The organism is Allokutzneria sp. NRRL B-24872 (assembly GCF_002155965.1).
Classification (GTDB): Bacteria; Actinomycetota; Actinomycetes; order Mycobacteriales; family Pseudonocardiaceae; genus Allokutzneria.
Genome location: NZ_MUMH01000069.1, coordinates 19,122 through 44,258 on the forward strand (window position 1 = coordinate 19,122; position 25,137 = coordinate 44,258).

At 70.9% G+C, this 25,137-nt stretch carries 21 protein-coding genes; 12 read left to right on the forward strand and 9 right to left on the reverse strand.

Annotated features, from left to right (window positions below; all coding sequences use genetic code 11):
• The first annotated feature begins 40 nt into the window (after positions 1-40).
• The 8 genes from CCN37_RS19235 (at position 41) to CCN37_RS19270 (ending at position 8,021) form a co-directional block, all read left to right on the forward strand.
• Positions 41-1,378 carry a sugar ABC transporter substrate-binding protein gene (locus CCN37_RS19235; protein WP_210408111.1) on the forward strand — a complete coding sequence of 446 codons (1,338 nt, stop codon included), beginning with the start codon at positions 41-43 and terminating at the stop codon, positions 1,376-1,378.
• Entirely contained in the window at positions 1,375-2,331 is a 957-nt protein-coding gene (locus CCN37_RS19240) for a carbohydrate ABC transporter permease (protein ID WP_210408112.1), read from the forward strand. Before CCN37_RS19235 ends, CCN37_RS19240 begins: the two co-directional genes overlap by 4 nt.
• Positions 2,328-3,185, forward strand: a complete 858-nt coding sequence (locus CCN37_RS19245) for a carbohydrate ABC transporter permease (protein WP_246843143.1) — start codon at positions 2,328-2,330, stop codon at positions 3,183-3,185. Before CCN37_RS19240 ends, CCN37_RS19245 begins: the two co-directional genes overlap by 4 nt.
• Before the next feature lie 17 nt (positions 3,186-3,202).
• Positions 3,203-4,102 (forward strand): 5-dehydro-4-deoxyglucarate dehydratase, encoded by a 900-nt coding sequence (locus tag CCN37_RS19250; protein WP_086822793.1) that lies wholly within the window; start codon positions 3,203-3,205, stop codon positions 4,100-4,102.
• Positions 4,099-5,376, forward strand: a complete 1,278-nt coding sequence (locus tag CCN37_RS19255; RefSeq protein ID WP_246843144.1) for a glucarate dehydratase family protein — start codon at positions 4,099-4,101, stop codon at positions 5,374-5,376. Before CCN37_RS19250 ends, CCN37_RS19255 begins: the two co-directional genes overlap by 4 nt.
• Positions 5,373-6,512: a hypothetical protein gene (locus CCN37_RS19260; RefSeq protein ID WP_246843145.1), complete on the forward strand. Its 1,140-nt coding sequence runs from the start codon at positions 5,373-5,375 to the stop codon at positions 6,510-6,512. The genes CCN37_RS19255 and CCN37_RS19260 overlap by 4 nt, the downstream gene beginning before the upstream one ends.
• A gap of 166 nt (positions 6,513-6,678) precedes the next feature.
• Positions 6,679-7,005 (forward strand): PadR family transcriptional regulator, encoded by a 327-nt coding sequence (locus tag CCN37_RS19265; RefSeq protein WP_086822941.1) that lies wholly within the window; start codon positions 6,679-6,681, stop codon positions 7,003-7,005.
• The gene (locus CCN37_RS19270) at positions 7,002-8,021 is read left to right on the forward strand and encodes a hypothetical protein (protein ID WP_086822799.1); all 1,020 of its coding nucleotides are present in this window, start codon (positions 7,002-7,004) and stop codon (positions 8,019-8,021) included. The genes CCN37_RS19265 and CCN37_RS19270 overlap by 4 nt, the downstream gene beginning before the upstream one ends.
• Here the strand turns inward: CCN37_RS19270 and CCN37_RS19275 are convergent, their stop codons facing one another.
• Positions 8,022-10,454, reverse strand: coding sequence for an FtsK/SpoIIIE domain-containing protein (locus CCN37_RS19275; RefSeq protein WP_086822802.1), 2,433 nt, complete (start codon positions 10,452-10,454; stop codon positions 8,022-8,024).
• Positions 10,451-13,075 carry a type VII secretion protein EccCb gene (gene eccCb / locus CCN37_RS19280; protein WP_086822805.1) on the reverse strand — a complete coding sequence of 875 codons (2,625 nt, stop codon included), beginning with the start codon at positions 13,073-13,075 and terminating at the stop codon, positions 10,451-10,453. Before eccCb ends, CCN37_RS19275 begins: the two co-directional genes overlap by 4 nt.
• A 146-nt stretch (positions 13,076-13,221) precedes the next feature.
• On the opposite strand from eccCb, the gene CCN37_RS19285 reads away from it, so the two are divergent.
• Positions 13,222-13,701, forward strand: coding sequence for a hypothetical protein (locus CCN37_RS19285; RefSeq protein WP_143261681.1), 480 nt, complete (start codon positions 13,222-13,224; stop codon positions 13,699-13,701).
• Positions 13,702-13,763: 62 nt separating this feature from the next.
• On the opposite strand, the gene CCN37_RS19290 is transcribed toward CCN37_RS19285, so the two are convergent.
• The 5 genes from CCN37_RS19290 to CCN37_RS19310 all read right to left on the reverse strand — a co-directional run bounded on the left by CCN37_RS19290 (position 13,764) and on the right by CCN37_RS19310 (position 20,110).
• Positions 13,764-14,945 carry a hypothetical protein gene (locus CCN37_RS19290; RefSeq protein ID WP_086822812.1) on the reverse strand — a complete coding sequence of 394 codons (1,182 nt, stop codon included), beginning with the start codon at positions 14,943-14,945 and terminating at the stop codon, positions 13,764-13,766.
• Positions 14,946-15,005: 60 nt separating this feature from the next.
• Complete coding sequence (locus tag CCN37_RS19295; RefSeq protein ID WP_086822815.1) at positions 15,006-16,175, reverse strand: hypothetical protein; 1,170 nt, start codon at positions 16,173-16,175, stop codon at positions 15,006-15,008.
• 101 nt (positions 16,176-16,276) lie between these two features.
• The gene (locus CCN37_RS19300) at positions 16,277-17,941 is read right to left on the reverse strand and encodes a fumarate hydratase (protein ID WP_086822818.1); all 1,665 of its coding nucleotides are present in this window, start codon (positions 17,939-17,941) and stop codon (positions 16,277-16,279) included.
• Between the two features lie 89 nt (positions 17,942-18,030).
• Positions 18,031-18,984 carry a Gfo/Idh/MocA family protein gene (locus CCN37_RS19305; RefSeq protein ID WP_086822821.1) on the reverse strand — a complete coding sequence of 318 codons (954 nt, stop codon included), beginning with the start codon at positions 18,982-18,984 and terminating at the stop codon, positions 18,031-18,033.
• Positions 18,977-20,110, reverse strand: a complete 1,134-nt coding sequence (locus tag CCN37_RS19310) for an adenosylhomocysteinase (RefSeq protein WP_143261682.1) — start codon at positions 20,108-20,110, stop codon at positions 18,977-18,979. Before CCN37_RS19310 ends, CCN37_RS19305 begins: the two co-directional genes overlap by 8 nt.
• A gap of 57 nt (positions 20,111-20,167) precedes the next feature.
• Between CCN37_RS19310 and CCN37_RS19315 the strand changes: the two genes are divergently transcribed.
• The gene (locus CCN37_RS19315) at positions 20,168-21,160 is read left to right on the forward strand and encodes a LacI family DNA-binding transcriptional regulator (RefSeq protein ID WP_086822823.1); all 993 of its coding nucleotides are present in this window, start codon (positions 20,168-20,170) and stop codon (positions 21,158-21,160) included.
• Between the two features lie 4 nt (positions 21,161-21,164).
• A complete protein-coding gene (locus tag CCN37_RS19320) occupies positions 21,165-21,881 on the forward strand; it encodes a tyrosine-protein phosphatase (protein WP_086822826.1) in 717 nt (238 codons plus the stop codon).
• 368 nt (positions 21,882-22,249) lie between these two features.
• On the opposite strand, the gene CCN37_RS19325 is transcribed toward CCN37_RS19320, so the two are convergent.
• A complete protein-coding gene (locus CCN37_RS19325; RefSeq protein WP_086822829.1) occupies positions 22,250-23,224 on the reverse strand; it encodes a sigma-70 family RNA polymerase sigma factor in 975 nt (324 codons plus the stop codon).
• A gap of 273 nt (positions 23,225-23,497) precedes the next feature.
• On the reverse strand, positions 23,498-23,923 hold the full coding sequence (gene dtd, locus CCN37_RS19330) for a D-aminoacyl-tRNA deacylase (protein ID WP_086822833.1): 426 nt from the start codon (positions 23,921-23,923) through the stop codon (positions 23,498-23,500).
• Positions 23,924-24,025: 102 nt separating this feature from the next.
• Here dtd and CCN37_RS19335 point away from each other — a divergent pair, with 102 nt between their 5' ends.
• Complete coding sequence (locus tag CCN37_RS19335; protein WP_086822836.1) at positions 24,026-25,090, forward strand: C45 family peptidase; 1,065 nt, start codon at positions 24,026-24,028, stop codon at positions 25,088-25,090.
• Positions 25,091-25,137 lie beyond the last annotated feature (47 nt).

A 25,137-nucleotide genomic window follows, 5' to 3' on the forward strand; every position in this document is an offset into this window, starting at 1 on the left:
CCTCCCATCTGGTTCACAAGTACGACTCGCGTTCATAACCGTGAACTCAACTGAACTCACCGAGGAGGCGTTGATGTCCGGAATCCGGCGTTCCGCGGCTGTTCTGGCGGCGGCCAGCCTCCTCGTGGCGGGCTGCGGGACCGGTGCGCCGCAAGGCGATCCGAACGCCCCGCTGGAGGTGTGGACGCGCAGCCTCGACGACACCGCGAAGGTCTACGAGAAGATCTTCGCGGACTTCACGGCGAAGACGGGTATCAAGATCGACTACAAGCCCGTCTACAACGACTTCGACAAGCGCATGCAGGAGCGGGCCGCCTCGAAGGACCTGCCGGACCTGGTGGTCACCGACGTCAGCGCGCTCGGCGTCTACCAGTCCCAGGGCATGGCGACCGAGATCGACCGGGCCGGGTTCGCGGGCGGTGCGGACCTGGTCGAACGGGCGTGGGGCAACGCGAAGGGCTCGGACGGCAAGTACTACGGCGTCCCGATCAGCACGCAGGCGCAGGCCACCTTCATCCGCAAGGACTGGCGGGAGAAGCTGGGCAAGCCGGTGCCGACCACGTGGGCCGAGATGGTCGACCTGGCGAAAGCGTTCACCACGGGCGACCCGGACGGCAACGGGCAGGCAGACACCTACGGCATGCTCGTGCCGGGCTCGACGGATCGCGGTTATCTGGCGTGGTGGGCCTCCTCCTACATCTGGCAGGCGGGCGGTGACATCCTCGCCGAGGACGGTGGGAAGTACCGCGTGGCGGTGGACTCGCCGGGAACCGTTGCCGCGGTGGAATGGCTTCGCGGGATGTTCTGCGAGAGCAAGGTAGTGCAGCCCGGCGCGCTCACGACGATCACCAACGACGCGCACACGTTCTTCGAGCAGGGCAAGGCCGGCATCTACCTGACCGGGCCCTACATGATGGGGCGCTTCGACAAGGCGCCCGGCAAGGACAAGTACGAGGTCATCGCCTCGCCCAAGGGCCCAAACGGTTCCGCCGTGCTCGGCGAGGGCGAGAACATGTACCTCATGGCGGGCTCCGCGCGGCCGGCCGACCAGAAGAAGCTCGCCGAGTTCCTGGTCTCGCCGGACGCGCAGAAGGCTGGTATGCAGGGAGTTCCGCGTCCGGTCGTGCGCCTCCCGGTCAACACCAAGGTCGACGTGAACGCGGTCTACAACGACCCCAGGTGGAGCACGGTCGCCAAGGTCTACGCCGACGACGCCCGCCCGTTCCCGAACGTGCCGAACTTCCAGCCCTTCCGGCAGCAGACGGCGGAGACGCTGAACGCGCTCTTCGCCCGCTGCGGCAGCGACGTCCGCGGTGAGCTGGGCAAGCTCGCCGCCAACCTGAACAAGGAACTGAAGGCCCAGGGGATCGCGAAGTGACCACCCTGGCCACCCAAGACGTGGACCCGGCGGCTAGTGGCGGCGGTGCCGTCGGGCTCCACCCCGTGAGGCGGCGGCACCGTCGCCGCCTCACGGGAACCCTTACACCATGGCTTTTCCTGGCCCCCGCACTGCTCATCTTCCTGCTGTTCAAGTACATCCCGATGGCCGAGGGCATCCGGCTGAGCCTGTTCAACGTGCGCCCGTTCCTGGGCGACCTGTGGGTGGGGCTGGACAACTACGTCGCCGTGCTGACCGACGAGCGGTTCCAGTCCGCGTTGGGGCGCACGCTGATCCTGGCCTTCGGGCAGACGATCGGCTCGATGGTCCTCGGGTTCGCGTTGGCGCTGCTGCTGGAAGGCTCCGCGCGGTCGCTGTGGTTCGTGCGCTCGGCGGTGTTCCTGCCCGTGGTGGCGGCGACCGCGGTGGTCGGCGAGATCTGGCGGCTGCTGTACTTCCCGGCCGACGAGGGCTTCCTGAACTCGGTGCTGAGCTGGTTCGGCATTGGGACGCAACCGTTCCTCGACAGCCCGGACACCGCGCTCTGGTCGGTGATGGGCGTCGGCATCTGGAAGGGCGCCCCCTACGACATGGTGATCATCCTGGCCGGTCTGGCCGGGATCGACCGCCAGCTCTACGAGTCCTCCGCGATCGACGGAGCCACGACGCTGCAACGGCTCCGCCACGTCACGCTGCCCGCGCTGCGCCCGGTCATCACGATTCTGCTCACCCTGGCGGCGATTCGCGGCCTTCGGGTGTTCACCGAGGTCTACGTGCTGACAGGTGGCGGCCCCGCCGGTTCGACGGACGTGTGGATGACACGGGTGTTCTCGTTGGGCTTCGAGCGCAACGAAATCGGCGTCGCGTCGGCGGGTTCGGTGATCTTGTTCCTGGTGACCCTGATGCTGACTCTGCTCGTGCAGTACTACCGGCGGCGCAAGGAGGCTGCGTGAGTACGGGAGTCGCCCAGCGCTGCGACACGGCCCTCGGCTGGGGATCGGGTCGCGTCGGCATGGTGGGGCGTGCGGCGATGTGCGTCGCGGCGCTGCTGGTCTTCTGCGGCCCGTTGATCACCGTGTTCTCCGGAGCCTTCGACAACAGCCCCGATCCGACGAAGCTCTCGTTGCTGCCCAACAACCCCTCGACCATCAACTTCGAGGTCGCGGGCGAGCGCGGGATCTGGGGCTACCTGGTCAACTCGCTGGTGATCGCGGGCGGTGGCCTGCTGCTCCAGGTCTCGGTGAGCGTGTTCGCCGCGTACGCACTGGCGCGCAAGAAGTTCCGCGCGCAGGCGCTGGTGATGCTCGCCGTGCTCACCACGATGATGCTCCCGGAGGAGGTCATCGCCATCCCGCTCTCGCTGACCATCGGGCAGCTCGGGCTCAAGGGAACGCTGCTCGGCGTGATCCTTCCTCTGGGCGCGTGGGGTTTCTCCATCTTCGTCATGACGGAGTTCATGAAGGAGATCCCCGTCGAGCTCGAAGAAGCGGCCAAGGTGGACGGCGCCAGCGAACTGCGGATCTTCGCGCAGATCGTCGTCCCGCTGTGCCGCCCCGCGCTCGGCGTGGTCGCGGTGTTCGGCTTCACCATGATCTGGGACCAGTACCTGCTCCCGCTGATCGTGGCCACCGAGCCCGCCGACTACACCCTCACCGTCGCGCTCGCCTCGCTGCGCTCTGACGACCAGGTCGGACCCGGCGTGGTGCTCGCGGGCGCGTTGCTCGCCCTGGTGCCCAGCCTGCTGGTGTACCTGTCCCTTCAGAAATCCTTCCTTCGCGGCATCACCTCCGGTGCGGTGAAGGGATGACTCGCGTGAGGTCTCACATGCAGCTGGATGGAGTGCTGTTCTTCCCGGTGACGCCGTTCACCGGGACCGGCGAGCTGGCCGAGGGGGTGCTGGCCGAGCACGTGAAGCACGGGGTGGACGCGGGCCCCGGCGGCGTCTTCGCGGCCTGCGGCACCGGCGAGTTCCACGCGCTGGAGCCCGAGGAGTACGAGCGCGTCGTCCGCGTCGCGGTTGAGGCAACGGCGGGCAAGGCCCCGGTCTTCGCGGGGGCGGGCGGCCCGCTCCCGTTGGCGCGCAAGTACGCGCAGATCGCCCAGCGCGCCGGTGCTGACGGGCTCTTGCTGCTGCCGCCGTATCTCGTGGGCTCGCCGCCGGACGGGCTCGTGGACTACGTCGAGCAGGTGGCCTCCGCGACCGACCTCCCGCTGATCGTCTACCAGCGCAACAACGCGGTGTTCACGCCGGAAAGCGCTGTGCGGGCGGCGAAACTGCCCACCGTGGTCGGTTTCAAGGACGGGCTCGGCGACCTCGACCAGATGCAGCGCGTCGTGCTCGCGGTCCGCGACGCCGTGCACAAGCCCTTCCAGTTCTTCAACGGCCTGCCCACCGCCGAGATGACCGTGCCCGCCTACCGGGGCATCGGCGTCGAGCTGTACTCGTCGGCGGTCTTCTGCTTCGCGCCGGAGATCTCGCTCGCCTTCTACGACGCGGTCACCTCCGGGAACACCGCGCAGGTCAACGCCTTCCTCGGCGAGTTCTTCCGCCCGCTGGTCGAGCTGCGCGACACCGTGCCCGGCTACGCGGTCTCCCTGGTGAAGGCCGGAGTTCGCTTGCGGGGCCTGGAAGTCGGCTCCGTGCGCGCGCCGCTGGTCGACCCGACGCCGGAGCACGTGCGCGAGCTCGACCGGATCATCGCCAAGGGCCTGGAGCTGCTGTGAAGATCCGCGAGGTCCCCGTCATTCGCGATGTCACTGTCACGCCGATCGCCTTCGCGGACCCGCCACTGCTGAACTCGGCCGGAGTGCACGAGCCCTGGGCGCTGCGCAGCATCGTCGAGGTGATCACCGAGGACGGCGTCTCCGGACTCGGCGAGAGCTACGGCGACCAGGGCCACCTCAACCTGCTCAACGCGGTCGCGCCGCAGCTCGCCGGACTCGACGTTTTCGCGACGAACGCCTTGCGCGCCAAGATCTCCAGCGTGCTCGGCGGGGCCAGCAACTCCGACCGGCACGGCCTCACCGGGCAGATCACCGCAGAGGGCACGGTCGACCGCGTGCTCTCGCCGTTCGAGGTGGCGTGCCTGGACATCCAGGGCAAGATCCTCGGGCGCCCGGTCAGCGACCTGCTCGGCGGCGCGGTCCGGTCCGAAGTCCCTTACAGCGCTTACCTTTTCTACAAGTGGGCTGGTCACCCGGGGGCGGCCGATGACGAGTGGGGCGAGGTGCTCGACCCCGACGGCATCGTCGCCCAGGCGCGCAAGATGATCGACGAGTACGGCTTCGGGTCGATCAAGCTCAAGGGCGGTGTCTTCCCGCCGGAGCAGGAGATCGAGGCCGTCCGTGCGCTGAAGGAAGCCTTCCCGGACCACCCGCTGCGCATCGACCCGAACGCCGCGTGGACACCTGAGACCTCCGTGCGCGTCGCGTCCGAACTGGCCGGGGTCCTGGAGTACTTCGAGGACCCGACGCCCGGCATCCCCGGTATGGCAGAGGTGGCGGCGAAGGCCGGGATTCCCTTGGCCACCAACATGTGCGTCGTGGCGTTCGAACACCTGCCGGAGTCCGTCTCGCTGAACGCGGTGCAGGTCGTCCTGTCCGACCACCACTACTGGGGCGGGCTGAACCGCTCGCGTGAGTTGGCCGCGATCTGTCGCACGTTCGGCATCGGCCTGTCGATGCACTCCAACTCCCACTTGGGAATCAGCCTCGCCGCGATGACCCACCTCGCGGCTGCCACGCCGAATCTGGGCTTCGCCTGCGACACGCACTACCCGTGGAACGCGGCCGACGACGTGGTGAAGCCGGGCGTTCTGTCCTTTGTGGACGGAGCGGTTCCCGTGCCGACAACACCCGGGCTCGGCGTGGAGCTGGACCGCGACAAGCTGGCGCTGCTGCACGAGAACTACCTGAGTTGCGGCATCCGGCAGCGTGACGACACCGGCTACATGCAGCGCTTCGAGCCGGACTATGAGAGGAAGCGACCGCGTTGGTGACGAAGATCCCCTACGCCTACACCTGGGACGTCGTGGGCGATCCGGCCGCAGCCGAGCGCATCGCGAGCCTCGGCGCGGACGCGGTGGCCCTCGCCGCGTCGTATCACACAACGCGGGCCGCGACTCCGTTCCACCCGCAGCGCCGCATGGTCAACGCCGCGCACGCCGCCTGTTACGTCCCCGTCAGGGAGGCGGAGTGGAAGGGACGCTTGACGCCGCCCGCGCCGAGCTGGGCTCCGGGCGATTCTTTCGGCGAGGCAAGGAAAGCACTCCGCTCGGCTGGGCTTCCCGTGCACGCGTGGACGGTCCTGACGCACTCGACGCACCTCGGCTCCGCCAACCCGGATCTCGTGGTGTCCAACGCGTTCGGCGATCTGTACCCGTACGCGCTGTGTCCGTCCAATGAGGACGTTGTCGAGTACTGCGCGACCCTTGTGCGCGAGGTCGTCACGCTCGGCGAGCCGGAGGGTGTGATCCTGGAAGCCTGCGGGCCCTTGGGTTTCTTCCACGGCGGGCACCACGAGAAGACCGACGGTGCGGACTGGGGCAAGGTGCAGCAGCAACTGCTGTCGTTGTGCTTCTGCTCCGGCTGCCTCGCGCGCTACGCCAAGGCCGACATCGACGCCTCGCGGCTGCGCGCCGTCGTCAAGTCCACTGTGGATGGACCGGCGCCGTCCTCGGTGGAGGAGGCCCTGGGTGAGGTCGCCGCGCAAGTCCGCGATGTGCGCACGGGCATCGCGGCCGACCTGAGGTCGTTGCTGGTCAAAGAGATTCGCGCGCTGAGCCCCGATGCTTCGATCTCCATCCACGGCAACCCCGACCCGTGGGCGGCCGGGCCGTTCGCGACGATCGCCCCGGTGCTCAATGAGGAGATCGACACCGTGGTGGTGACCTGCTGGCCCGGCCCCGAGGCGAGCGTTCCCGGCATCGAGGCCGCGCGCGCCATCGCGGGGCCCGATCGCGGACTGGCCGCCTACGTCCTCGCCCTGCCGCCCCGTCCGGCCGACGCGGACACCCTCCGCGCGGAGTTCGAGCACTACCTGGCGGCGGGCGTGGACGAGCTGCACGTCTACCACGCGGGCCTGGCCTCCCCGGCTCGGCTGACCGCGATCCGCGAGGCGTTGAGTTCTCTCTGAGCCTGTGCGGTTGGAGGTCGTCATCGGGGGTAAGCACCTCCGTGAGGCGCACTGACTGAAGGCCCGTTCGTCGAGCCCCCCGAGCTCGGCGGACGGGCCTTCTCCATGTGCGGGACTTGGTATATATCGCAGGGCGATATATGGTGGCGGTGTGGCGTCCGAGACGATGAACGAACAGACGTTCCTGGTGCTGACCGCGCTGGCGGAGGAAACCCTGCACGGCTACGCGATCGTGCGCGCGGTCGGCGAGCTGACCGAGGACCGCGTGCGGTTGCGCGTGGGCACGCTGTACGGCGTGCTGGACCGGCTGGTGGCCTCCGGCCTGGTCGAACACGACCGCGACGAGGTCCACCAGGGCCGGCTGCGGCGCTACTACCGGCTGACCAACGAGGGCGCGCGCGCACTGCACGCGGAGATCGCGCGGCTGGAGAGCAACGCCAGGGCAGCGGCGACGCGCCTGCGGGCGTGGGGTTTCGAGGGAGGACCGGCATGACCGTGCTGGAGCGGCGTTACCGCAGGATGCTCGTGGTCCTGCCGAAGTGGTACCGGGCCGAGCGCGAGGAGGAGATGGTCGCGGCCTTCCTGGAGGACGTGGACCGGGACCCCGACTCCGACCTCCGGCACGACTTCGGTTGGCCGGGCTGGGGCGAGTTCGGCAGCCTCGTCGCGCTGTCCGCGCGAACCCGCTGGCCCGGCCGCACCGGCAGCCCCCGCGCACAGGTCAGGGGCGAGGTCGTCCGCGTGGTCGGGCTGATCGGCCTGCTGCTCGCGTCGGCGTCCGCGCTGAACCAGTGGCTTTCCCGGATCGCACCCGAGCTGTACGCCATCCACTACATCGGCACTGACGGCCGCATGGGCGCCTACCAGGGACCGATCCCGCCCATCTGGGACTGGCGCTTCGTGCTGGACGCCTTCCTGGACGGCACCGCGGTGCTGACGTTGCTCGCCCTGCTCTTCGGCGCTTGGCGCTTGGCGAAGGCCGGTGCGTCGGTCCTGCTGGTGGTGCTCGTCGCGTTCATGGTGCACGACCTGACGGGCTGGGACTCCGTCATCACGTCCGCGTTCCTGTACCACCTGATCTGCGTGCTGTACGCCGTGTGCGTGCTCGTCGGGTTCCACTCCGACGTCGAGCCGGTGAAGCCGAAGTGGTGGCTCGTGGCACTGGTGGGCATCACCGCGCTGTGGATGAGCCTCGGCTGGACGATGTTCTTCGCCTTGGACGTGTACGTGCTGGTCGGCGCGGTCGCCTATCTGGTCGTGCACCAGCGGCGGCTGTGGCGCGCCCCGGCGGCCGTGCTGCTCGCGGTCGCGGCGGTCTGCGCGCTGCTGGCCCTCGAACGGCTCGTGTGGACGCCTCCGTACTTCCTCAGCGACAACGTGTCGTGGGGCTGGCTGGCGTTCACCTGCGCGGAAATCGCCGGGCTGGTCGGGATGGCGGTGTGGCTGCGGGCCCAGGCGGTCAAGGTGCTGCCGCCGGAGACCCGCAGCCCGCTCAGCGTCGCGAGCTGATCAGCCCTCCCGAGGCGTGTACATGGCGCACAGGCGGTCCAGCAGCGGATCGTCGGCCAGCTCCTCCGGCACCCGGGGGGCGCACGAGAGCAGCAGGTGGAAGCCGAGGTCGTCGGCGATCGGCAGCAGCGGGCTCAGCCAGGACAGGCCGACCGGGCCCGAGCCCACGCCGTCGTAGTCGTCGACGACCAGGTACAGGTCGGGCCCGCTCCACCAGCTGCGCTCGCGGACCGCTTCGGCGGGCACCTCAACCGAGGGCAGCCTGTTGCGCAGCAGGGCGTGCAGGTCGCGCAACATCTCCGCGCCCGTCTCCGGGTCGTCCGCGTAGCCGACGAGGTGGTCGCCCAGCTCCTCGGCGGTGTCGCGCAGCTCGCTGCGGTAGTCGAAGAGCAGCACCTTGCTCTGCGTCGCCGGGTGCCGCTGCGTGACCTCGCGCATCAGCGCGCGCAGCAATCCAGTGCGCTCCGGCCCGGCCTCGCCGAACACCGCGAAGTGCGGGTTCTCCGCCGGGTCCCAGGTCACCGTGGCCCGCGTCAGCGGAGCGGGAGGCTCCGGCTCCGGCTCCGGCAGCGGTTCCGGTTCGGGCAGCGGCGGTTCCTCGACGGTGACGGCGGGCTGCGGGGACACCGCGCTGAACCGCGACAGGGTCGCCGCGAGCGTCGGCAGATCGGGGCAGCCCTGGATGCGCGGGCGCGCGACCTGGATGTCGTGACCACCGGCCTCGACGCCCCGCCCCGCCTCGTGCAGCTCCAGGGTCGTGCCCAGCTTGGAGCGCATCTGCCGGTCGATCGCCTGCCAGCTGTCGGTCGCCAGCGCCACGTGCACGCCGTAGAGCGGCCCCGAGTCCACCAGGTGCTCCACCAGCGGGACCAGGTCGGGGAAGCGCTCGCGCAGCTGGGGCCAGCCGTCGATGAGCAGGAACACGTCCGACGGCCAGTCGTCCAGCGGCTCGCCGTGCAGCCTGCGCTGCCGCAGCACCTCGATCGACTCGATGCCCGCCGCGGAGAACAGCGCCTCCCGCGAGCGCAGCACCTGCCCTGCCCGGTACACCAGCTCGGTGACCTGCTCGGGCTCCTCGCCGTTCGCGGCGCCCAGGACGTTGCCCAGCCCGCGCAGCGTGCTCAGCGGCCCAGCACCCGGATCGAGGTCCACCAGCAGGCATCCGACCTGGTCAGCGGGGTGGCGCAAGGCCAGTGAGGCCAGCAGCGCGCACAGCGCCGTCGAGGTGCCCGAGCCCGGCTGCCCGTAGGCGGCCAGGTGCCCGTGCGGCCCCGCGAAGTCGAACAGCAGCGAGTAGTGCGCCAGCGCCCCGGGATCGTCGAGCACGCCGATCGGCGTGGACAGCCGCTCCTGCGGGGAGAAGTGCGTGTGCTTGGCCAGCAACCGCCCGTCGTCGGTGATCACCAGCGGGTAGAGCACGGTGTCCAGGTCGTGCGGGGCGGGCGGGGGCAGCCACGCGGTCGGCGGCGGCGGGCTCCATCCGGCCAGCGTCCTGACCAGCCGCGACGCCGAAGAGCCGCTGGTGAGGGCCTGGAACTCGGTCATCCCGGTCATGCCGGTGCGCAGGAACCCGGTGCCGGGCTCGATCCTGGCCGCGTCGTGCGTGCCGAGCGCGATCCGCGAGGTCTCCTCGTCGGTGGTGCGCAGGGCGATCCGCCACGCCAGGTGGCTGTAGAGGCCGCGGAACTGCTCGGTGTCGATCTCGTTGGTGCTCAGCACCAGGTGCAGCCCGCCGCGCGGACCGGCCTTGGCCGCCCACAGCAGCGTCTCGCGCAGCGCGGGATCGGCCGCCAGCACGTCGTAGCCCGCCACCGCGCAGACGATCGCGGGCAGCTGCGGCAGGTTGTCCCCGGCCTGGATCGCCTCCTGGTAGTCCAGGAACCTCGGGTGGCCGCCGTCCAGCTGGAGCTGGTGCCTGCGGTCCACCTCGCCCTGCAACTGCTCGGTCATCCTGCGCCGCTGCCGCGGGTCGTGCGCCAGGTCGAGCGCGGTGCCGAGCACGTGCGGCAGCCCGGCCACCTCCTCCAGCTCCGGCGCGCCCCGGTGCCCGAGCAGCACGAAGTTCACGGCCTCCGGCGGGTGCGTCAGGGCCAGCCCGAGCAGCACGTCGCGCAGCAGCTCGTCGCGGCCGCTCCCGTCCGCGCCGACGATCAGGCCGTGCGGGCCGAAACCGCCCGCCTCCACCTGCTTCAGGTCCAGCACCACCGGCGCCCCGGCCGGGTCGAGCCCGATCGGCGCGCGCAGCCTGCGGTCGTAGGGGCGCGGCGGCCACGCGGGCTGCGGGTGCAACGCCTCGATCCCCGGCACGCCGAGCATGCGCAACAGCTCGGGAGCGGGACCGGGCGCGGGCGCCTGCGGCTCCGGCGCGGGGTCCCACTGCTGGGGTTCGGCGGCCATGGGGTGATCGCGCATGGGGACGGTCTCGGGGTTCATCGCAGTGCGTCCTCCTCCGCGAGCGGCGGTTGCCAGACGGCGTCGGTGTCGCACGCGGTCTGCACCAGCGTCGAGTTGCCGTCCGGGCCGATGAGCACCGCGCGGCCCGGCGGCAGCGGGCTCGGCGCGACCGGCCCGAACAGCGGGCCTTCCTGCGGGTCACCGGAGAGCAGCACGCCGGTCGCCCCGGCCGCGCGCACGGCGGTGAGGATCGGCCCGGAGTGCGCCTTCGCCGCGCCCGCCGTCGAGCGCGCGAGCACCACGTGCAGCCCGATCCGCCCGCCCTCGGGCAGCAGCGGCAGCAGGGGCAGCAGCGGGTCGTGCGTCGGGCCGCTGAGGTGGTCGTAATCGTCCACGATCAGGAAGATCTCCGGTCCCGCCCAGCCCTGCCCGGTGCCCTCGGCCGCCGCCGTGTCCGCCGCCGCCAGGCGCGCGCTCATCGCGGTGCACAGGTCCTCGACGATCGGTTGCAGCGACTCCGGGTTGGGCGCGAAACCGGCCAGGTGGTTGCCGAGCTTGGTCGGCAGGTCGGCCAGCCCGCCCCGGTGGTCGGTCAGCACGATCCGCGCCGCCCCGGGATCGCAGTTCTCCGCGATGCCCAGCATGAGCAGGCGCAGCAGGTTGGTCCGGCCGCTGCCCGGCTCGCCGTAGATCAGCATGTGCGCGGTGCCGAACGGGTCCAGCGACACCGGCGCCAGCGCCTCGTCGACGCCGATCGGGAACGCCGAGCCCGGCGCGGGCGGCAGCTGCTCCGGGCGCACCAGCGTCGGCATCGGCTCCAGCCTCGGCACGCTCATCCCGGTGCCGAACTGGCTGATCAGCGCGCAGGTCTCGGCGGGCGTCGACGTCCTCGGCAGCACCGGAGCGGCCAGCTGGAAGTGCCTGGGCACCCCGGCGGCGCCGTCCGGTCTCGGGTCGAGCAGCACGCCCCGGCCCGGCACGTCCAGCGGCACCTGCTCGGCCAGCCTCGGCTCCACCAGCGAGCTCTGCGGCTCGTCCAGGCGCAGTTCCAGGCGGGTCGGCACCAGCTCCACCAGCTGCGGGGGCAGGGCGGCCCAGCGGTCGGTGGTGAACACCAGGTGCACGCCGACCAGCGACCCGCGCGTGGCCAGCTTCAGCAACGCCGCCTCGGCGCCCGGGTGCTCGTGCAGCAGGCGCGGCGCGTTGTCGATCACCAGGAAGATCTCGCGGGGCAGCGGGCCCTGCTCGCCGGCCTCCAGCAGCTGCCGGAACCCCGTCGGCGAGTTCACGCCGTTGGCCCGGCACAGCTCCGTGCGCGCACGCGCGATCCTCGTCAGTTCGCCGAGCACGCGGCGCACCAGACCGGCGTCCTCCGGCCCGGACACCGTGGCGGTGTGCGGCAGCCCGTCCAGCTCGGCGAGCGCGCCACCGTCGAAGTCCAGGCAGTAGAACCCGGCCTCGCGAGGGGTGTGGGTGACCGCGAGCGTGGTCAGCAGCGTCAGCAGCGCGGTGCTCGTGCCCGAACCCGACCGCCCGCACAGCGCGAGGTGCCCGCCACCGCGCGCCAGGTCCAGCTCCAGCCGGGGCAGCTCCCCGTCCGGGCCGCTCACGTGGTGGTCCAGCCTGCCGAGCGGCACGCTCATCCGACCCGGCTGCCACTGGTCCGTGGACAGCCCGCGCTCCGGGTCGATCGACAGCCAGCCGACGACCTCGGCCAGCGGCATCGGCCGCAGCGGCGGCGGCCACAGCGCCCTCGGCCGGGGTGGGGCCCAGCTGGCCACTCGGTCGGCCACCGGCTGCACCAGTCCGGACTGGTCAGGGGCCTGGAACAGCACGGTCCCGCCGACCGGGCCGGTCAGCAGGCCCGCACCGGGCGGCAGGCCGTAGGCGTCCTCGGTGCCCAGCAGCATCCGCGATTCGGCCGGGGAGGAGGTGCTGAGCACGATCCGGCAGGACAGGCTGCGCTCCAGCCCGCCGAGCGCGCCGGGGTCCAGCCGCTCGCCGGAGACCAGCAGGTGCATGCCCAGCGCCTCGCCCTGCTCGGCCAGCCGCAGCAGCGCGTCGCGCACTTCGAGGGACTGGCCGACCAGCGCGTCGTAGTGGTCGACGGCGATCACCATCGGCCGCATCGGCTGCTGCTGGGCGGCCTTGCGGGCCTGGTTGTACTCCTCCATGCTGCGCGCGCCCAGCGCCCCCATCCAGCCCAGCCGCTCATCGGCCAGCCAGTGCAGGAACCGCCCCAGCCTGGCGAACAGGCTCGGGTCGATGTCGAAGCGCGCGGGGTGCGGCGGGTACTGGCCGACGACGCCGAGCACCTGCGGCAGCCGCTCCAACCCTCGGAAGGAGCCGCCGAGGTGGTCCACGAGCAGCAGTTCCAGCTGCGCGGGGTGGTGGTGCACGGCGAGGCCGAGCACCAGCGAGCGCAGCAGCTCCGTCTTGCCGGAGCCCGCCGCGCCCACGAGCAGCGCGTGCGGTCCGTTGCCGCCGTGGTGGCTGGGGTTGAGGTCCAGCGTCACCGGGGTGCCGCCGCCGTCGAAGCCGATCGGCACCCGCAGCATCCGCTCGGGCGGGCGCGCCGCCCAGCACCGCTCCGGGTCGAGCTGGTCAACGCCGACCACGGCCTGCTGGCGCGGGGGCTCCGCCTCTGCTGCGCCGGTCATCACAGTCCTCCGGGGAAGGGGCGCCTGCGCTGCCGGGCATCATCCACAGTGGCCAGACGGCCACCCACCCGGATCAGCTTTCGTTGGCATTTCACTGATTTCTGGTTCCGAGCAACCCGGCACCGGGGAGCTACCGTCTCTAGAGCATGAGACGCATTGCAACCGTAGTCGGCACCGGAGCACTGTTGCTCGCCATGGCGGCGTGTGGCTCGGAGGTGGGTTTCGGCGGCCAGCCGTCGAACCAGCCTCCCGCGTCCAGTACTCCTGGTCAGCCGACCTCCGAACCGAACATCGCCATCCCGAAGCCGCCGGAGGGCGGCACCGCGATCGCGGACAAGCAGCTCGATCCGGCCAGCCAGGACATGGACGGCTACAAGCGCCTGGTCTGGACGAAGGACCAGGGCGCCACGGTCGGCACCTACGGCCGCGAAGGCGGCTGCAGCAAGGTCACCGGCGAGGCCGTCGAGCAGACGGACAAGAGCGTCAAGCTCCTGCTGACCGAGACGGTTCCGGCCAAGCCCCAGGCGTGCACGATGGACATGCGCTACCCCCCGGTCGAGGTCAAGTTGGCCAAGCCGCTGGGTGATCGCATGGTCACCGTGGAACAGAAGACCGAGAAGAAGTAATGCCGCGTTGAGGGCGGCGCGACCGGCAGCAGGGGCCGGAAGCGCCGCCTTCCGCATCTCGGTCACTCGCCGAACACCGCGGTCAGCGCGCCGACGGCGACGAGCAGGGTCAGCACGGTGACCAGCGTGTTGGCCCACCGCCACGGCTTCGAGCCGGACCAGAGCACTTCGGTCTCCGGCTCGGCGGGCACGCCCAGCGGCGCGAGGTCGGAGCGCATGGGCGCCACGTGCAGGTCCGTGCTGGACGCGCACACCAGCAGCGCCGCTCTGGCCACAGTGGACAGTCCCGGCCTCGGCGCGGTGATTTCCGGCGTGCCAACCTCGGCGAGCTTTTCCTTCAGCGCCAAGGCTTCCAGGCGTTCCGTCCACCGCTTCGACCACTCCGTCAAGCTCGGTTCTCCGTGGTCCCGCTCCACCTGCGCGGCGAGATCCGCCCGCAGCGCCGCGAGAACCCGCTCCTCGCCAAGCCGGTGAAGCTCCACTGTGGACAGTCCGTCGAGCCGCGACGGCCAGCACCGCGTCAGTCCGAGTTCGAGCACGTGGTCGACCTCGTCCGGCGGTGAGTTCTCCGCGAAGACCGTCTCCAGCATCGCTGCCGTTGCCACCCCCGCGTGCGCGATCGAGCGCAGGTCCTGCCTGGTGATCCGCAGGTCCAACGGGATGAGCGCCGCCGTGCTCTCCGGCTCCCGCTCCACACCCAAGTCGCGGAACACCGCTTCCCGCCACTCCGGCGGCACCGGACCCCAGAACGCCCCGGCCGCGTCCCACGCGATCACGAGGTCGGAGAAGTTCGGAACGTCCTCGACGTCGTCGTCCACCGGGAAGCCGTAGGAGCCGGGATCGCGACCGCTCGCCGCGATGACGCCCGCCGCCGCGGCGAGCACCGCCCTCGCCCGCAGTCCCTGTGCCACCGAGACCGCCGAGGAGTCCAGCCAGATCGCGGACACGCCGCGCGGGGTCGAGGTCTCCAGCAGGCCGACCTTGCCGTCCTGACGCGCGAACCAGGTCATGTCCCACGGCGCGATCCCGTTGCGGCGCGTGAAGAACGCGAGCACCGCCAGCACCAGCGCCGCGACGGTGAGCACCCACCACGGCGGCGCGAACTCCGGGTTCACCACCGGCCCGAGCACCGCGCAGACCGCCGATGCGGCGAGCAGCGTCCAGCGCGCGAGGGGCAGCGCCCGGTCGCCGAACTCGCTGGAGATCGGCAGCGCGTAGGCGGGGAGCCAGGGGAACCGGTTCACGGTGTGGAGTATCGCCGCGCGAACCCGATCCGTCGCCTGTTTTGCCCTGCCTGAACCGGATCAGGGCAGTATTGCCAACCCCGCAACGACCAGCAGCGCCCCGGTCAGCGCCAGCACCGCGTTGTCCAGCAGCCGCCAGCGCCGCGCCGACGAGCCGCGCAGCACGGGCAGCGTGGACGGCTGCTCCGGGACGCCGAGCGTGATCAGCTTGGGGCGCAAGGGAATCGTGCTCACATCGGTCTCCGAGGCCACCAGTCGCACGGCGACGCCCGCCGTCTCGGACAGCTCGCACCTGGTCGTGCGCACCTCGGCGGGCGGCACGCGCGGCAGCCCCCGTTCGTAGGCGATCGAGTCCAGCCGGTCCTGCCAGCGGCGCGCCCAGTGCTCGACCCGCAGCTGCTCCTCGCGGTTCTCCGCGGCCAGCTTCTCGTCCAGCGCCACCTGCAACGCGAGGTCCGCGCGCAACGAGCTGACCAGCACGGCCTCCGCCAGCTCCGGGTGTCCGTCCACTCTGGACGGCCAGCAGCGCGGATAGCCCAGCCCCAGCCGCTCGTCGGTCGCCACCGGCGCGGCGAAGTCGCCCAGCAGTTCCTCCAGCCGGTGCCCCGGCGCGATCCCGGTGGTGGCGATCGTGCGCACGTCCTCCAGCGTGATCCGGCCGCCCTGCCACTGCGGAGAGGAGTCGGAGAACCAGCTCAGCACCTGCTCGCGCGCGCGGGAGAACCGCGTGATCCCACCGCTGAGCCCGATCCTCGGCGTGAGCACCTGCCCGGCGCTGTCCCGATCGGCCAGCACCAGCTCGGCGGGCTGCGCCTGGGCGAGTGCCAGGAACTGCTCCTCCTCGGCGTCGCGGCCCGCGCAGCGCAGCAACCTGACGGCGGTCTCGCTCACCGGACGGGCGCGCTGCTCGGACAGCACGGCGGTCATCTCCGGGCCGAACCAGGTCAGCGAGCCGATCCTGGGATCGCCGGGAACGGGGTAGCCGGTGCTCAGCAGGCCGACCCGGTGCCCGTCGTTGACCGCCCAGGTCACGCCCTCCGGCACCCGGCTGTTGCGGCGGCCGAGCACCGACAGCACCGCGAGCGCCACCGCGACGGCGGGAACCGCCCACCTCGGCGGCTGCGTCCCGAACACGCGCACGTCGACGAGGGTGGACACCAGGACGACGACCGCCAGCAGCGCCAACCTGACCAGCGGCAGCACCCGCACCGGTGTGTGGTGCAGCGCCACCGCTTCTCCTGGCAACCAGGGAAAACGGAGCCAGGACGCGGCGGGTCGAATCATGCTGATCAGTATCAGCGCTCTCGCTCAACCCGCCTCCTCAGAGACTCTTATTTCCGGAAGGAGATGCGCAGCGTCGGCTGCGAGGTGCCCGCGAAGAAGTCCTCACCCTTGTCGTCGACGACGATGAACGCGGGGAAGTCCTCGACCTCGATCTTCCACACGGCCTCCATGCCGAGCTCCGGGTACTCCAGGACCTCGACCTTGCGGATGCAGTCCTGTGCCAGCCTGGCCGCCGGACCGCCGATGGAGCCCAGGTAGAAGCCGCCGTGCGCCTGGCACGCCTCGGTGACCTGCTTGGAGCGGTTGCCCTTGGCCAGCATCACCAGCGAGCCGCCTGCCGCCTGGAACTGCTCGACGTAGGAGTCCATCCGCCCGGCCGTGGTGGGGCCGAACGAACCGGACGCGTAGCCCTCCGGCGTCTTGGCCGGACCGGCGTAGTACACGGGGTGGTCTCGAAGGTACTGCGGCATCTCGCCGCCCGCGTCGAGCAGATCCTTGATCTTGGCGTGCGCGATGTCGCGCGCCACCACCAGCGGACCGGTCAGCGACAGCCGGGTCTTCACCGGCAGCGCGGACAACCTCTCGCGGATCTCGCTCATCGGCCGGGTCAGGTCGATCTTCACGACCTCGTCGGAGAGCTGGTCGTCGGCCACCTCGGGCAGGTAGCGCGCGGGATCGCGCTCCAGCTGCTCCAGGAACACGCCGTCCGGGGTGATCTTGGCCTTGGCCTGGCGGTCGGCCGAGCAGGACACCGCGATGCCGACCGGGCAGGACGCGCCGTGCCTCGGCAGCCGGATGACCCGGACGTCGTGGCAGAAGTACTTGCCGCCGAACTGCGCGCCGATGCCGAACTGCCTGGTCATCTCCAGGACCTGCTGTTCGAGGTCGACGTCGCGGAAGGCGTGCCCGGTCGCGGAGCCCTCGGTGGGCAGCGTGTCCAGGTAGCGCGCCGAGGCGAGCTTGGCGACCTTCAGGTTGTGCTCGGCCGAGGTGCCGCCGACGACGATCGCCAGGTGGTACGGCGGGCACGCGGCGGTGCCGAGGCTGCGCAGCTTCTCGTCGAGGAACTTCGCCAGGCGCGAAGGGTTCAGCAGCGCCTTCGTCTCCTGGTAGAGGAAGGTCTTGTTGGCGCTGCCGCCGCCCTTGGCCATGAACAGGAACTCGTAGTACGGGTCGGTGCCGGGCTTGCTGAACAGCTCGATCTGCGCGGGCAGGTTGGTGCCCGTGTTGCGCTCGTCCCAGAAGGTGATCGGGGCCAGCTGCGAGTACCGCAGGTTCAGCTCCTGGTAGGCGTCGAAGATGCCCCTGGACAGGGCCTTCTCGTCCTCGCCCCCGGTGAGCACGCTCTCGGTGCGCTTGCCCATCACGATCGCGGTGCCGGTGTCCTGGCACATCGGCAGCACCCCGCCCGCGGCGATGCAGGCGTTGCGCAGCAGGTCCATCGCGACGAAGCGGTCGTTGCCGCTGGCCTCGGGGTCGTCCACGATCGCGCGCAGCTGCGCGAGGTGCGACGAGCGCAGCAGGTGCTGGATGTCCTTGATCGCCTCGCGGGCGAGCAGGGTCAGCGCCTCGGGGGCGATCTCCAGGAACCGCCTGCCCGCGGCCTCGACGACCCGGACGCCCTCGCTCGTGAGCAGGCGGTACTCCGTGTTGTCCGGCCCCAGCGGCAGCAGGTCGGTGTACTGGAACTCCGTCGTGGTGGTGGCGGTCACGTGGGCGTGCTCCCTTGCGCGCTTCGGGTACGCGGGGGACGTTACCTCTAGCCGCCGACAGTCCCGTCGTGACCGGGGTGTGATGCTTCTCAGCCGCGCGGCGCCATCCCGCTGACCTGGTAGATCCGATCGATCACGCGCATGTTGGCGATGGCGTCGGCCCCGCCGGTGACCGGCGCGGGGCCGCCTCGGAGGGCGTCGGCGAAGGCCGCGAGCTGGCAGTCGAACGTCGTCGGCAGCTGGTCAACGGCCTCCGGTTCACCCCCGTTCACGCTGATCAGCGCGCCCGCCTGGGGGAGCGTCGGGTTGGTCACGTGCACTCGCCCATGCTCGCCGACGACGGTCAGCGTGATCTCCGGTCCGGCCGTCATCGAGCAGCGCACCTCAGCCGCACCACCACCCGGAAGAGCGAGGCTTGCGGCCATGGCAACGTCCACGCCCGGCACCTCTTGGACGGCCTCCGCACGCACGACCTCGGGCTCCACGCCGGTCAGCGTGCGGATCAGGTGCACGGGATAACAGCCGAGGTCCATCAGCGCGCCGCCCGCGAGCGCCGAGTTGTGCCGGAAGTCGGAGCGGTCGGGGATCGGCACGTTCGACACGGCCTCGATCGTGCTGATCGCGCCGAGCCCCGCGACGAGGTCGGCCAGCCGCGCGGTCAGCGGGTGGTAGCGGTAGTGGAACGCCTCCATCAGCACGCGGTCCCCGGCAGCGGCGACCATCGTTTCGGCTTCGCGGGCGTTCGAGGCGAAAGGCTTCTCCACCAACACGTTCCGCCCGGCGCGGAGTGCGGCGATCGACCACTCGGCGTGTGCGGACGGCGGCAGTGCGACGTACACGGCGTCGAGCGACGAGTCCTTGACCAAGGCCGTGTAGTCCTTGTGCGCCTTGGCAATTCCGTGCTTTCGCGCGTAGTCCTGCGCGCGTTCGTGGTCGCGGGCGGCGATGGCGGCGACCTCGAAGCCGTTCGCTCGCGCGGGCGCGATCACGGCCTTCTCGGCGATGCGGCCCGCGCCCAGGATGCCGATGCGGAGGTCAGGCACGGGTGCTCCTCAAAGAGACGTAGTCGGTGGCGACGCGGTCGTCGATCGCCGTGGGCACTGGCACGACGCAGGATTCCGGCCCGACCACCCCTGTTGCGACGGCTTCGAGGCAGCGGCTCTGCAACGCGAAACCCAGGTCCATCGACTCCACGGAGTTGCCCAGCGCGCGCGGCCCCGCGAGGTTCACCATGTGCCCGCCGCCGAGCAGGAAGAGCCGTTTGCCGTCGCGCAGCCGCACGCTGTCGATGCCCTCCGCTCCCGGCGTCACCACCGCGTCGCCGAGGTCGATCTCGTCGGGGAAGTGACCGGCGTTCGCCAGGATCGTGTCCGCGTTGAGCAGCGCCAAGTCCTCCGGCCCCAGCACATCGCGTGCTCCGGTCACCGTCACGACGACCTCGGCGGTGCTCAGCGCGGCGGCTCGATCCAGCACGTCGAAGCCGTCCAGGTGCGCGCGCAGCCGGGCCACCGGGTCGACCTCGATCACCGAAACCACCGCGTGCGCCTGCCGGAAGCACTCCGCGACGCCTCGCCCGCACGCTCCGTACCCCAAAATGGTGACACGCGCGCCGTGCGGCGTCCGGTTGGTGATGCGCAGGAACGACTCGAGGACGCTGAGCCCGACCGCGCGCGTGTTCTCCGCGAACTGCTTGATCGGGCTGTCGTTGACCACGAGCACCGGCTTGTTCAGCTCCGCCCGCAGCGGTTCCAAGCGCATCCGACCCGACGTGGTCTCCTCGGTGCCGCCGAGCAGCCGCTCGTACGGGCGCGCCAGGTAGCGCTCGAGCAGCTCGCCACCGTTGTCCAGCACCAGGTGTGGCTCCGCGTCGAGCACGCTGTCCAGCTCGGCGAGGTGGGTGTCGTGGTTGGTCGTGGTGCTGCCGACCACGCGAATCCCGTGCTCGCGGAGGTACTCCACGGTCTCGGATTGCGTGCTGTTGAGGTTGCCCGCCGCGACGATCTCGGCACCGCCCCTGCGCAGCGCCAGCAACAGCGCGGCCGTCTTGGGTTCGAGGTGGATGGCGGTGCCGATGACCATGTGCGCGAAGGGGCGTGTGCGGTCGAACTCGTCGCCGATCGCCGACAGCAGGCCGCAGCTGCCGACCACCCAGGGGATACGTGAGAGCACGAGCGGAGCGTGCGGCGTCAAACGTTTGACGTCAAGCGTGTGACCTAAGCTGCGCCAATGGTTCGTGAGGGCAGGATCGGCGCGCGCGAGGTCGCTGAGCACGCGGGGTGCTCTGTCTCGGCGGTGTCCCTGGTGGTCAACGGCAAGGACTCCGGCCGGATCTCGGCGGAGCTGCGCGAACGCGTCCTCGCCGCGGTCACCGAGCTGGACTATCGGCCGAACCGCTCCGCGCGAAGCCTGGTCACCGGCGACTCCGGCACGATCTGCGTGGTCCTGCCCGATCCCGCCAACCCGTTCTTCGGCGACGTCCTGGCCGGGCTCGGCGCCGCGATCGGTGACGGGCACACGCTCGCGCTGGTGCTGCCGACCTCCGGCACCGACTACGACCAGCGGACGGTGCTGCGCGCGTACTCGCTCGACTCGGCGGGGGTCGTGCTGATCAGCCCGGGCGAGCCGGTCCTGCGCGGCCTCGTGCCGAGGTGCCCGACGATCGTCGTCGACGCTCCCGGGCGCACTCCGGCGCTGCCCCGGGTGGACCTGGACACCGTCGCAGCGGGCGAGCTGATCAGCGACCACCTCACCGGGCTCGGCCATCGCGGTTTCGGCTACATCGGGCCGAAGAGCGACAAGCCGACCTTCCGCACACGCCGCTCCGCGTTCCTGGACCGGGTCGCCGACGCCGACGTGGTGCGCACCCTCGACCTGCCCGACTGGGACCCGCTCGCCGCCGCCGTGACGACGGCGGCGGTGCTGCCGGGCTGGCTGGAGTCCGGCGTGACGGCCGTGGTCTGCGCGGACGACCTGCTCGGCTACGGCGTGCTCACCGCGCTGGACCGGCTCGGCCGCACCGGGATCGCCGTGGTCGGGATGGGCGATCTGCCGTTCTCCCAGCTGTGCCGCCCGGCGCTGACCTCGGTCGACTTCGGCGGGCGCCGAGCGGGGGAGCTGGCGGGCCGGTCACTGCTCTCCTGGATCGATACGGGGGAGCGGCCCCGCCGGGTTCGGGTGCCTGCCAAGCTGATCGTCCGCGCTTCCAGCGACAAGGGATGACTGAATGACTGAGCTGGCCAACGCCAGGGACCTCGGCGGCCTGCCAACGGCGGACGGGCGCACCACGCGGGCGGGCGTGCTGTACCGCTCCGACGCGCCGCACGAGGGTGACGGCGGACCGGGCCTGCCGAACTGGCCACCGGCCCTGGTGATCGACCTCAGGGCCACCGCGGAGCACTCCGGGGCCGCGCACCCGCTCGCCGGGCCTGACACGTCCGTGCGGCGCATCCCGCTGCTCGAAGCCGTCGTCGCCGACCTCAACGAGCCCTCCACCCCGGTCTCGCCCGCCGCCAAGGACCTCGCCGCCGTGTACGTCGGCATGCTCAAGGCCTCCGCCGCCGAGTTCGTCGAGGTGCTGCGCCTGATCGCGGTGGCGGAGGGACCGGTGCTCGTGCACTGCGCCGCCGGCAAGGATCGCACCGGGGTCGCCGTGGCCCTGGCGCTCTCCGCTGTCGGTGTTGACCGCGAGGCGATCGTGGCCGACTACGTGCGCACCCAGGCGAACATGGAGGCGGTGATCTCTCGGATGATGGGCGGCGTGCTGTTGCCCGAAGGCATGGACTTCGAGCCCGTGCGCCACCTCTTCGAGGCTCCCGCTCGCGCCATGGAGGCCGTCCTCGACCGCCTGCAAGCACATCCGGACGGTCCCCGGGGCTGGCTCGACGAACAGGGCCTCAGCCCCAGCACCCTCGACCGCCTCACCACCCGCCTCGTCGGCTAAGAGAAGCGAACACCGAACACCGGCGTTGGTCAGGCGCAGCCGGACCACGCTGGTTCGGAAGGAACTCGCACCGTAGGGGGTTCGGGGGAGTCGCTCCCCCGAAGTCATCACCGCCCGACCCGGGCGAGCGCTCTTCGCGAGCACGCGTCGCCTAGTCGGAAGGCCGGACCCGCCCCCGACGGGTCCGACCTCCCGGGGTGAGCGAACGCCCGAGCAGAAGCGCGGGTGTCCGCGAAGTTCGTGTCAGGCAATCGTTGACTTTGCCGTGACTCAGGTCACACGTCAACGCTGCCGTTGGGGTGGTTCCCGTGCTCAACGACGGCGAACCCCACCCCTGCCGCGGGGTTCGCCGTCGTTGAAGTCCCGGTCTAGCTGGCGTAGGCGCGCAGCTTCTCGGCGCGCTCGCCCTGGCGGAGCTTGGACATGACCTCGCGCTCGATCTGCCGCACCCGCTCGCGGGAGAGGCCGAACAGGCGGCCGATCTGGTCCAGCGTCTTGGGCTGGCCGTCGTCGAGGCCGTAGCGCAGCCGGATCACGTGCTGCTCGCGGTCGTCCAAAGTGGACAGAACACGGCGCAGGTCGGCCTGCAGCAGCGTGGAGATGACCGCGCTCTCGGCGTCAGTGGCATCGGAGTCCTCGATGAAGTCGCCCAGCGGGGCGTCCTCCTCGGTGCCCACCGGCATGTCCAGGCTCACCGGGTCGCGCGCGTGGTCGAGCAGGTCGGAGATCTTGCCCTGCGGCAGCCCGGACTCCGCGGCCAGCTCCTCGTGCGTGGCCTCGCGGCCCAGCTGCTGGTGCAGGTCGCGCTTGATCCTGGCGAGCTTGTTCACCTGCTCCACCAGGTGGACGGGCAGCCGGATGGTGCGGCCCTGGTCGGCCATGCCCCTGGTGATGGCCTGGCGGATCCACCACGTGGCGTAGGTGGAGAACTTGAAACCCTTGGTGTAGTCGAACTTCTCCACCGCGCGGATCAGACCCAGGTTCCCCTCCTGGATCAGGTCCAGCAGCGGCATCCCGCGACCGGTGTAGCGCTTGGCCAGCGAGACCACCAGGCGCAGGTTCGCCTCCAGCAGGTGGTTCTTGGCGCGGTGGCCGTCCCGGATGAGCGCCTTGAGGTCCGCCTTGCGCTGCGGCGCAAGGGACTTCGCGGTCTCCAGCATGTGCTGGGCGAAGACCCCGGCCTCGATCCGCTTGGCCAGCTCGACCTCGTCGGCGGCGGTGAGCAGCGCTGTCTTGCCGATGCCGTTGAGGTAGACCCGGACCAGGTCGGCTGCCGGTCCCTGCGCGTCGAGGTCGATCTCGGTGTGCGCGTTGAGTTCGGTTGCGGTCTGCGGGACGGTCATCGGGCTTCCTCCCCGGTAGGTGGCTCCTGGCGGTGCAACGCCGTGGCGCGGCGCGCTGTGTGCGGCGCCTGCGCTCCCTTGCGCGGCGAGCCTCGGCAGGTCGGGTCCCCCCTGGGGTATCCGCGCTGTCTCGGCTGGACACTTGGAGAACGACCACGATCTCGTTTTCGTTCCCGTGTCTCGCAATTAGCAAGACGCGACTTCGAGTCGCGCGGTTGCCCAGCCGAGCCTGAGGATTGTCTGAGAGAACTCCGTCCCTCTCTCAGGACGCGCTCAGATGTCGAGCATGACGGTGAACGGACCGTCGTTCACGCTCTCCACCTCCATGGCGGCGCGGAAACGCCCGGTGCTCACTCGTGCGCCGCGGCTGAGAAGATCCTCAGTTACGGCCTGTACCAACGGTTCCGCGTGTTCAGGACGTGCGGCGGCGGTCCACGAAGGACGGCGGCCCTTGCGCGTTTCCCCGTAGAGCGTGAACTGACTCACCACCAGAAGTGGCGCTCCGGTGCTCGCGCAGGACTGCTCGTCGCGCAGCACCCGCAGCTCGAACAGCTTGCGTGCCATGGTCGCGGCCTGCTCCGGCCCATCGGTGTGCGTGACCCCCAGCAGCACCAGCAGTCCCGGCTCGTCGATCTCTCCGACGACCTCGCCGTCCACCGTCACCCGCGCGCGAGTGACCCGCGTCACCACAGCCCTCATTCACCGATCCTTCCACGGGGTTCACCGGAATCCGCGGCCGTGTCCGGGCGTGATGTCGTCCTGAGGGGTTACACCGGAGTGGTCCGGAACGACAGGGGAGGCATGACTGTGCGGATCGACCACCACGAACTGGGCGGCATGCCGTGGGTGGTGGCGCGGGGGGACCGGCAGACGGTGTTCAGGGCGCTCGGGACGGAGTTCGCGGAGCGGGTGCGGGCACTGGTGCTCGGCCTGCCTGAAATGCCCGGTGTGCGCCGCTTCGAGGCCATGGGGGACGGAGCGCGCGAGCTGGACGAGCTGATCCGGCTGACGGAACAGGGGGCGCCACAGCAGTACGCGGAACTGGCCGCCTTGGCCGAGGGCGCGGACATGCCGCTGCGCACCCTTCTCTTAGCCAACCTGCGCGGTGATGTGCCCAACGAGGTCACCACCGCCGGGTGCTCCGACGTGCTGTGGCGTGGACAACGCTCAGTGCTCGCCCACAACGAGGACGGCGCGGCGGGGCAGGAGGAGCAGTTGGTGCTGCTGACCCTGCACTTGGACGACGAGCCCACCGTCACCGCGCTGTGGTACCCGGGTTTCCTGCCCGGCAACGCGTTCACCCTGACCGGCCTGGGCATGGTGTTCGGCCTCGACCACATCCCGCTCGTGCGGCCGGAGCCCGGCATCGGCAGGCACTTCGTCGCGCGCGGGCTGCACGGCGTGCGCGGTGTCGAGGACGTCGTGCGCTTTCTCGGCCGGAACCCGAGCGCGGGCGGCTTCGCCTACAACGTCGGCGACCTGGAGACCGGGCGCCTGCTCCAGGTGGAGAGCGCCAGCGGTGACATCGCCATGCACGAACCCGACGCCGCCAAGCCTTGGGCGTGGCACACCAACCACCTGCGGTACCTGACCGAACGGCCGGACAGGGCCAGCCCGTCCAGCGTCGCCAGGGCGCAGGCGCTCACCAGGCTGCCCGTGCCGAAGACCGAGCCCGACGCGACGTGGTTCCTCGACGTCCTCACCAGGCCCACTCCGCGCGGCGTCTACCGCGACCCGGTGCCGGGCGACCCGTCCGCGACCCTGTGCTCCTTCGTCGCCGACCTGACCGCTCGCGAGGTCACCATCGCGCTGCGCGGCGGCACCCCCGTCACGGTCCCCGTCGACCGCCTGCTCAGCGGCCCCTGAAAAGACGGCGGGGGCGACCGGCGAGAACGCCGGTCACCCCCACTCCG

Bases quoted from the DNA above. Each gene is read 5' to 3' on its own strand.
- CCN37_RS19265 (WP_086822941.1), top strand. From the start codon at position 6,679: ATGAACGAACAGACGTTCCTGGTGCTGACCGCGCTGGCGGAGGAAACC.
- CCN37_RS19325 (WP_086822829.1), bottom strand. From the start codon at position 23,224: ATGACCGTCCCGCAGACCGCAACCGAACTCAACGCGCACACCGAGATC.
- eccCb (WP_086822805.1), bottom strand. From the start codon at position 13,075: ATGACCGGCGCAGCAGAGGCGGAGCCCCCGCGCCAGCAGGCCGTGGTC.
- CCN37_RS19270 (WP_086822799.1), top strand. From the start codon at position 7,002: ATGACCGTGCTGGAGCGGCGTTACCGCAGGATGCTCGTGGTCCTGCCG.
- dtd (WP_086822833.1), bottom strand. From the start codon at position 23,923: ATGAGGGCTGTGGTGACGCGGGTCACTCGCGCGCGGGTGACGGTGGAC.
- CCN37_RS19320 (WP_086822826.1), top strand. From the start codon at position 21,165: ATGACTGAGCTGGCCAACGCCAGGGACCTCGGCGGCCTGCCAACGGCG.
- CCN37_RS19250 (WP_086822793.1), top strand. From the start codon at position 3,203: ATGCAGCTGGATGGAGTGCTGTTCTTCCCGGTGACGCCGTTCACCGGG.
- CCN37_RS19315 (WP_086822823.1), top strand. From the start codon at position 20,168: ATGGTTCGTGAGGGCAGGATCGGCGCGCGCGAGGTCGCTGAGCACGCG.
- CCN37_RS19335 (WP_086822836.1), top strand. From the start codon at position 24,026: ATGACTGTGCGGATCGACCACCACGAACTGGGCGGCATGCCGTGGGTG.
- CCN37_RS19285 (WP_143261681.1), top strand. From the start codon at position 13,222: ATGAGACGCATTGCAACCGTAGTCGGCACCGGAGCACTGTTGCTCGCC.
- CCN37_RS19275 (WP_086822802.1), bottom strand. From the start codon at position 10,454: ATGAACCCCGAGACCGTCCCCATGCGCGATCACCCCATGGCCGCCGAA.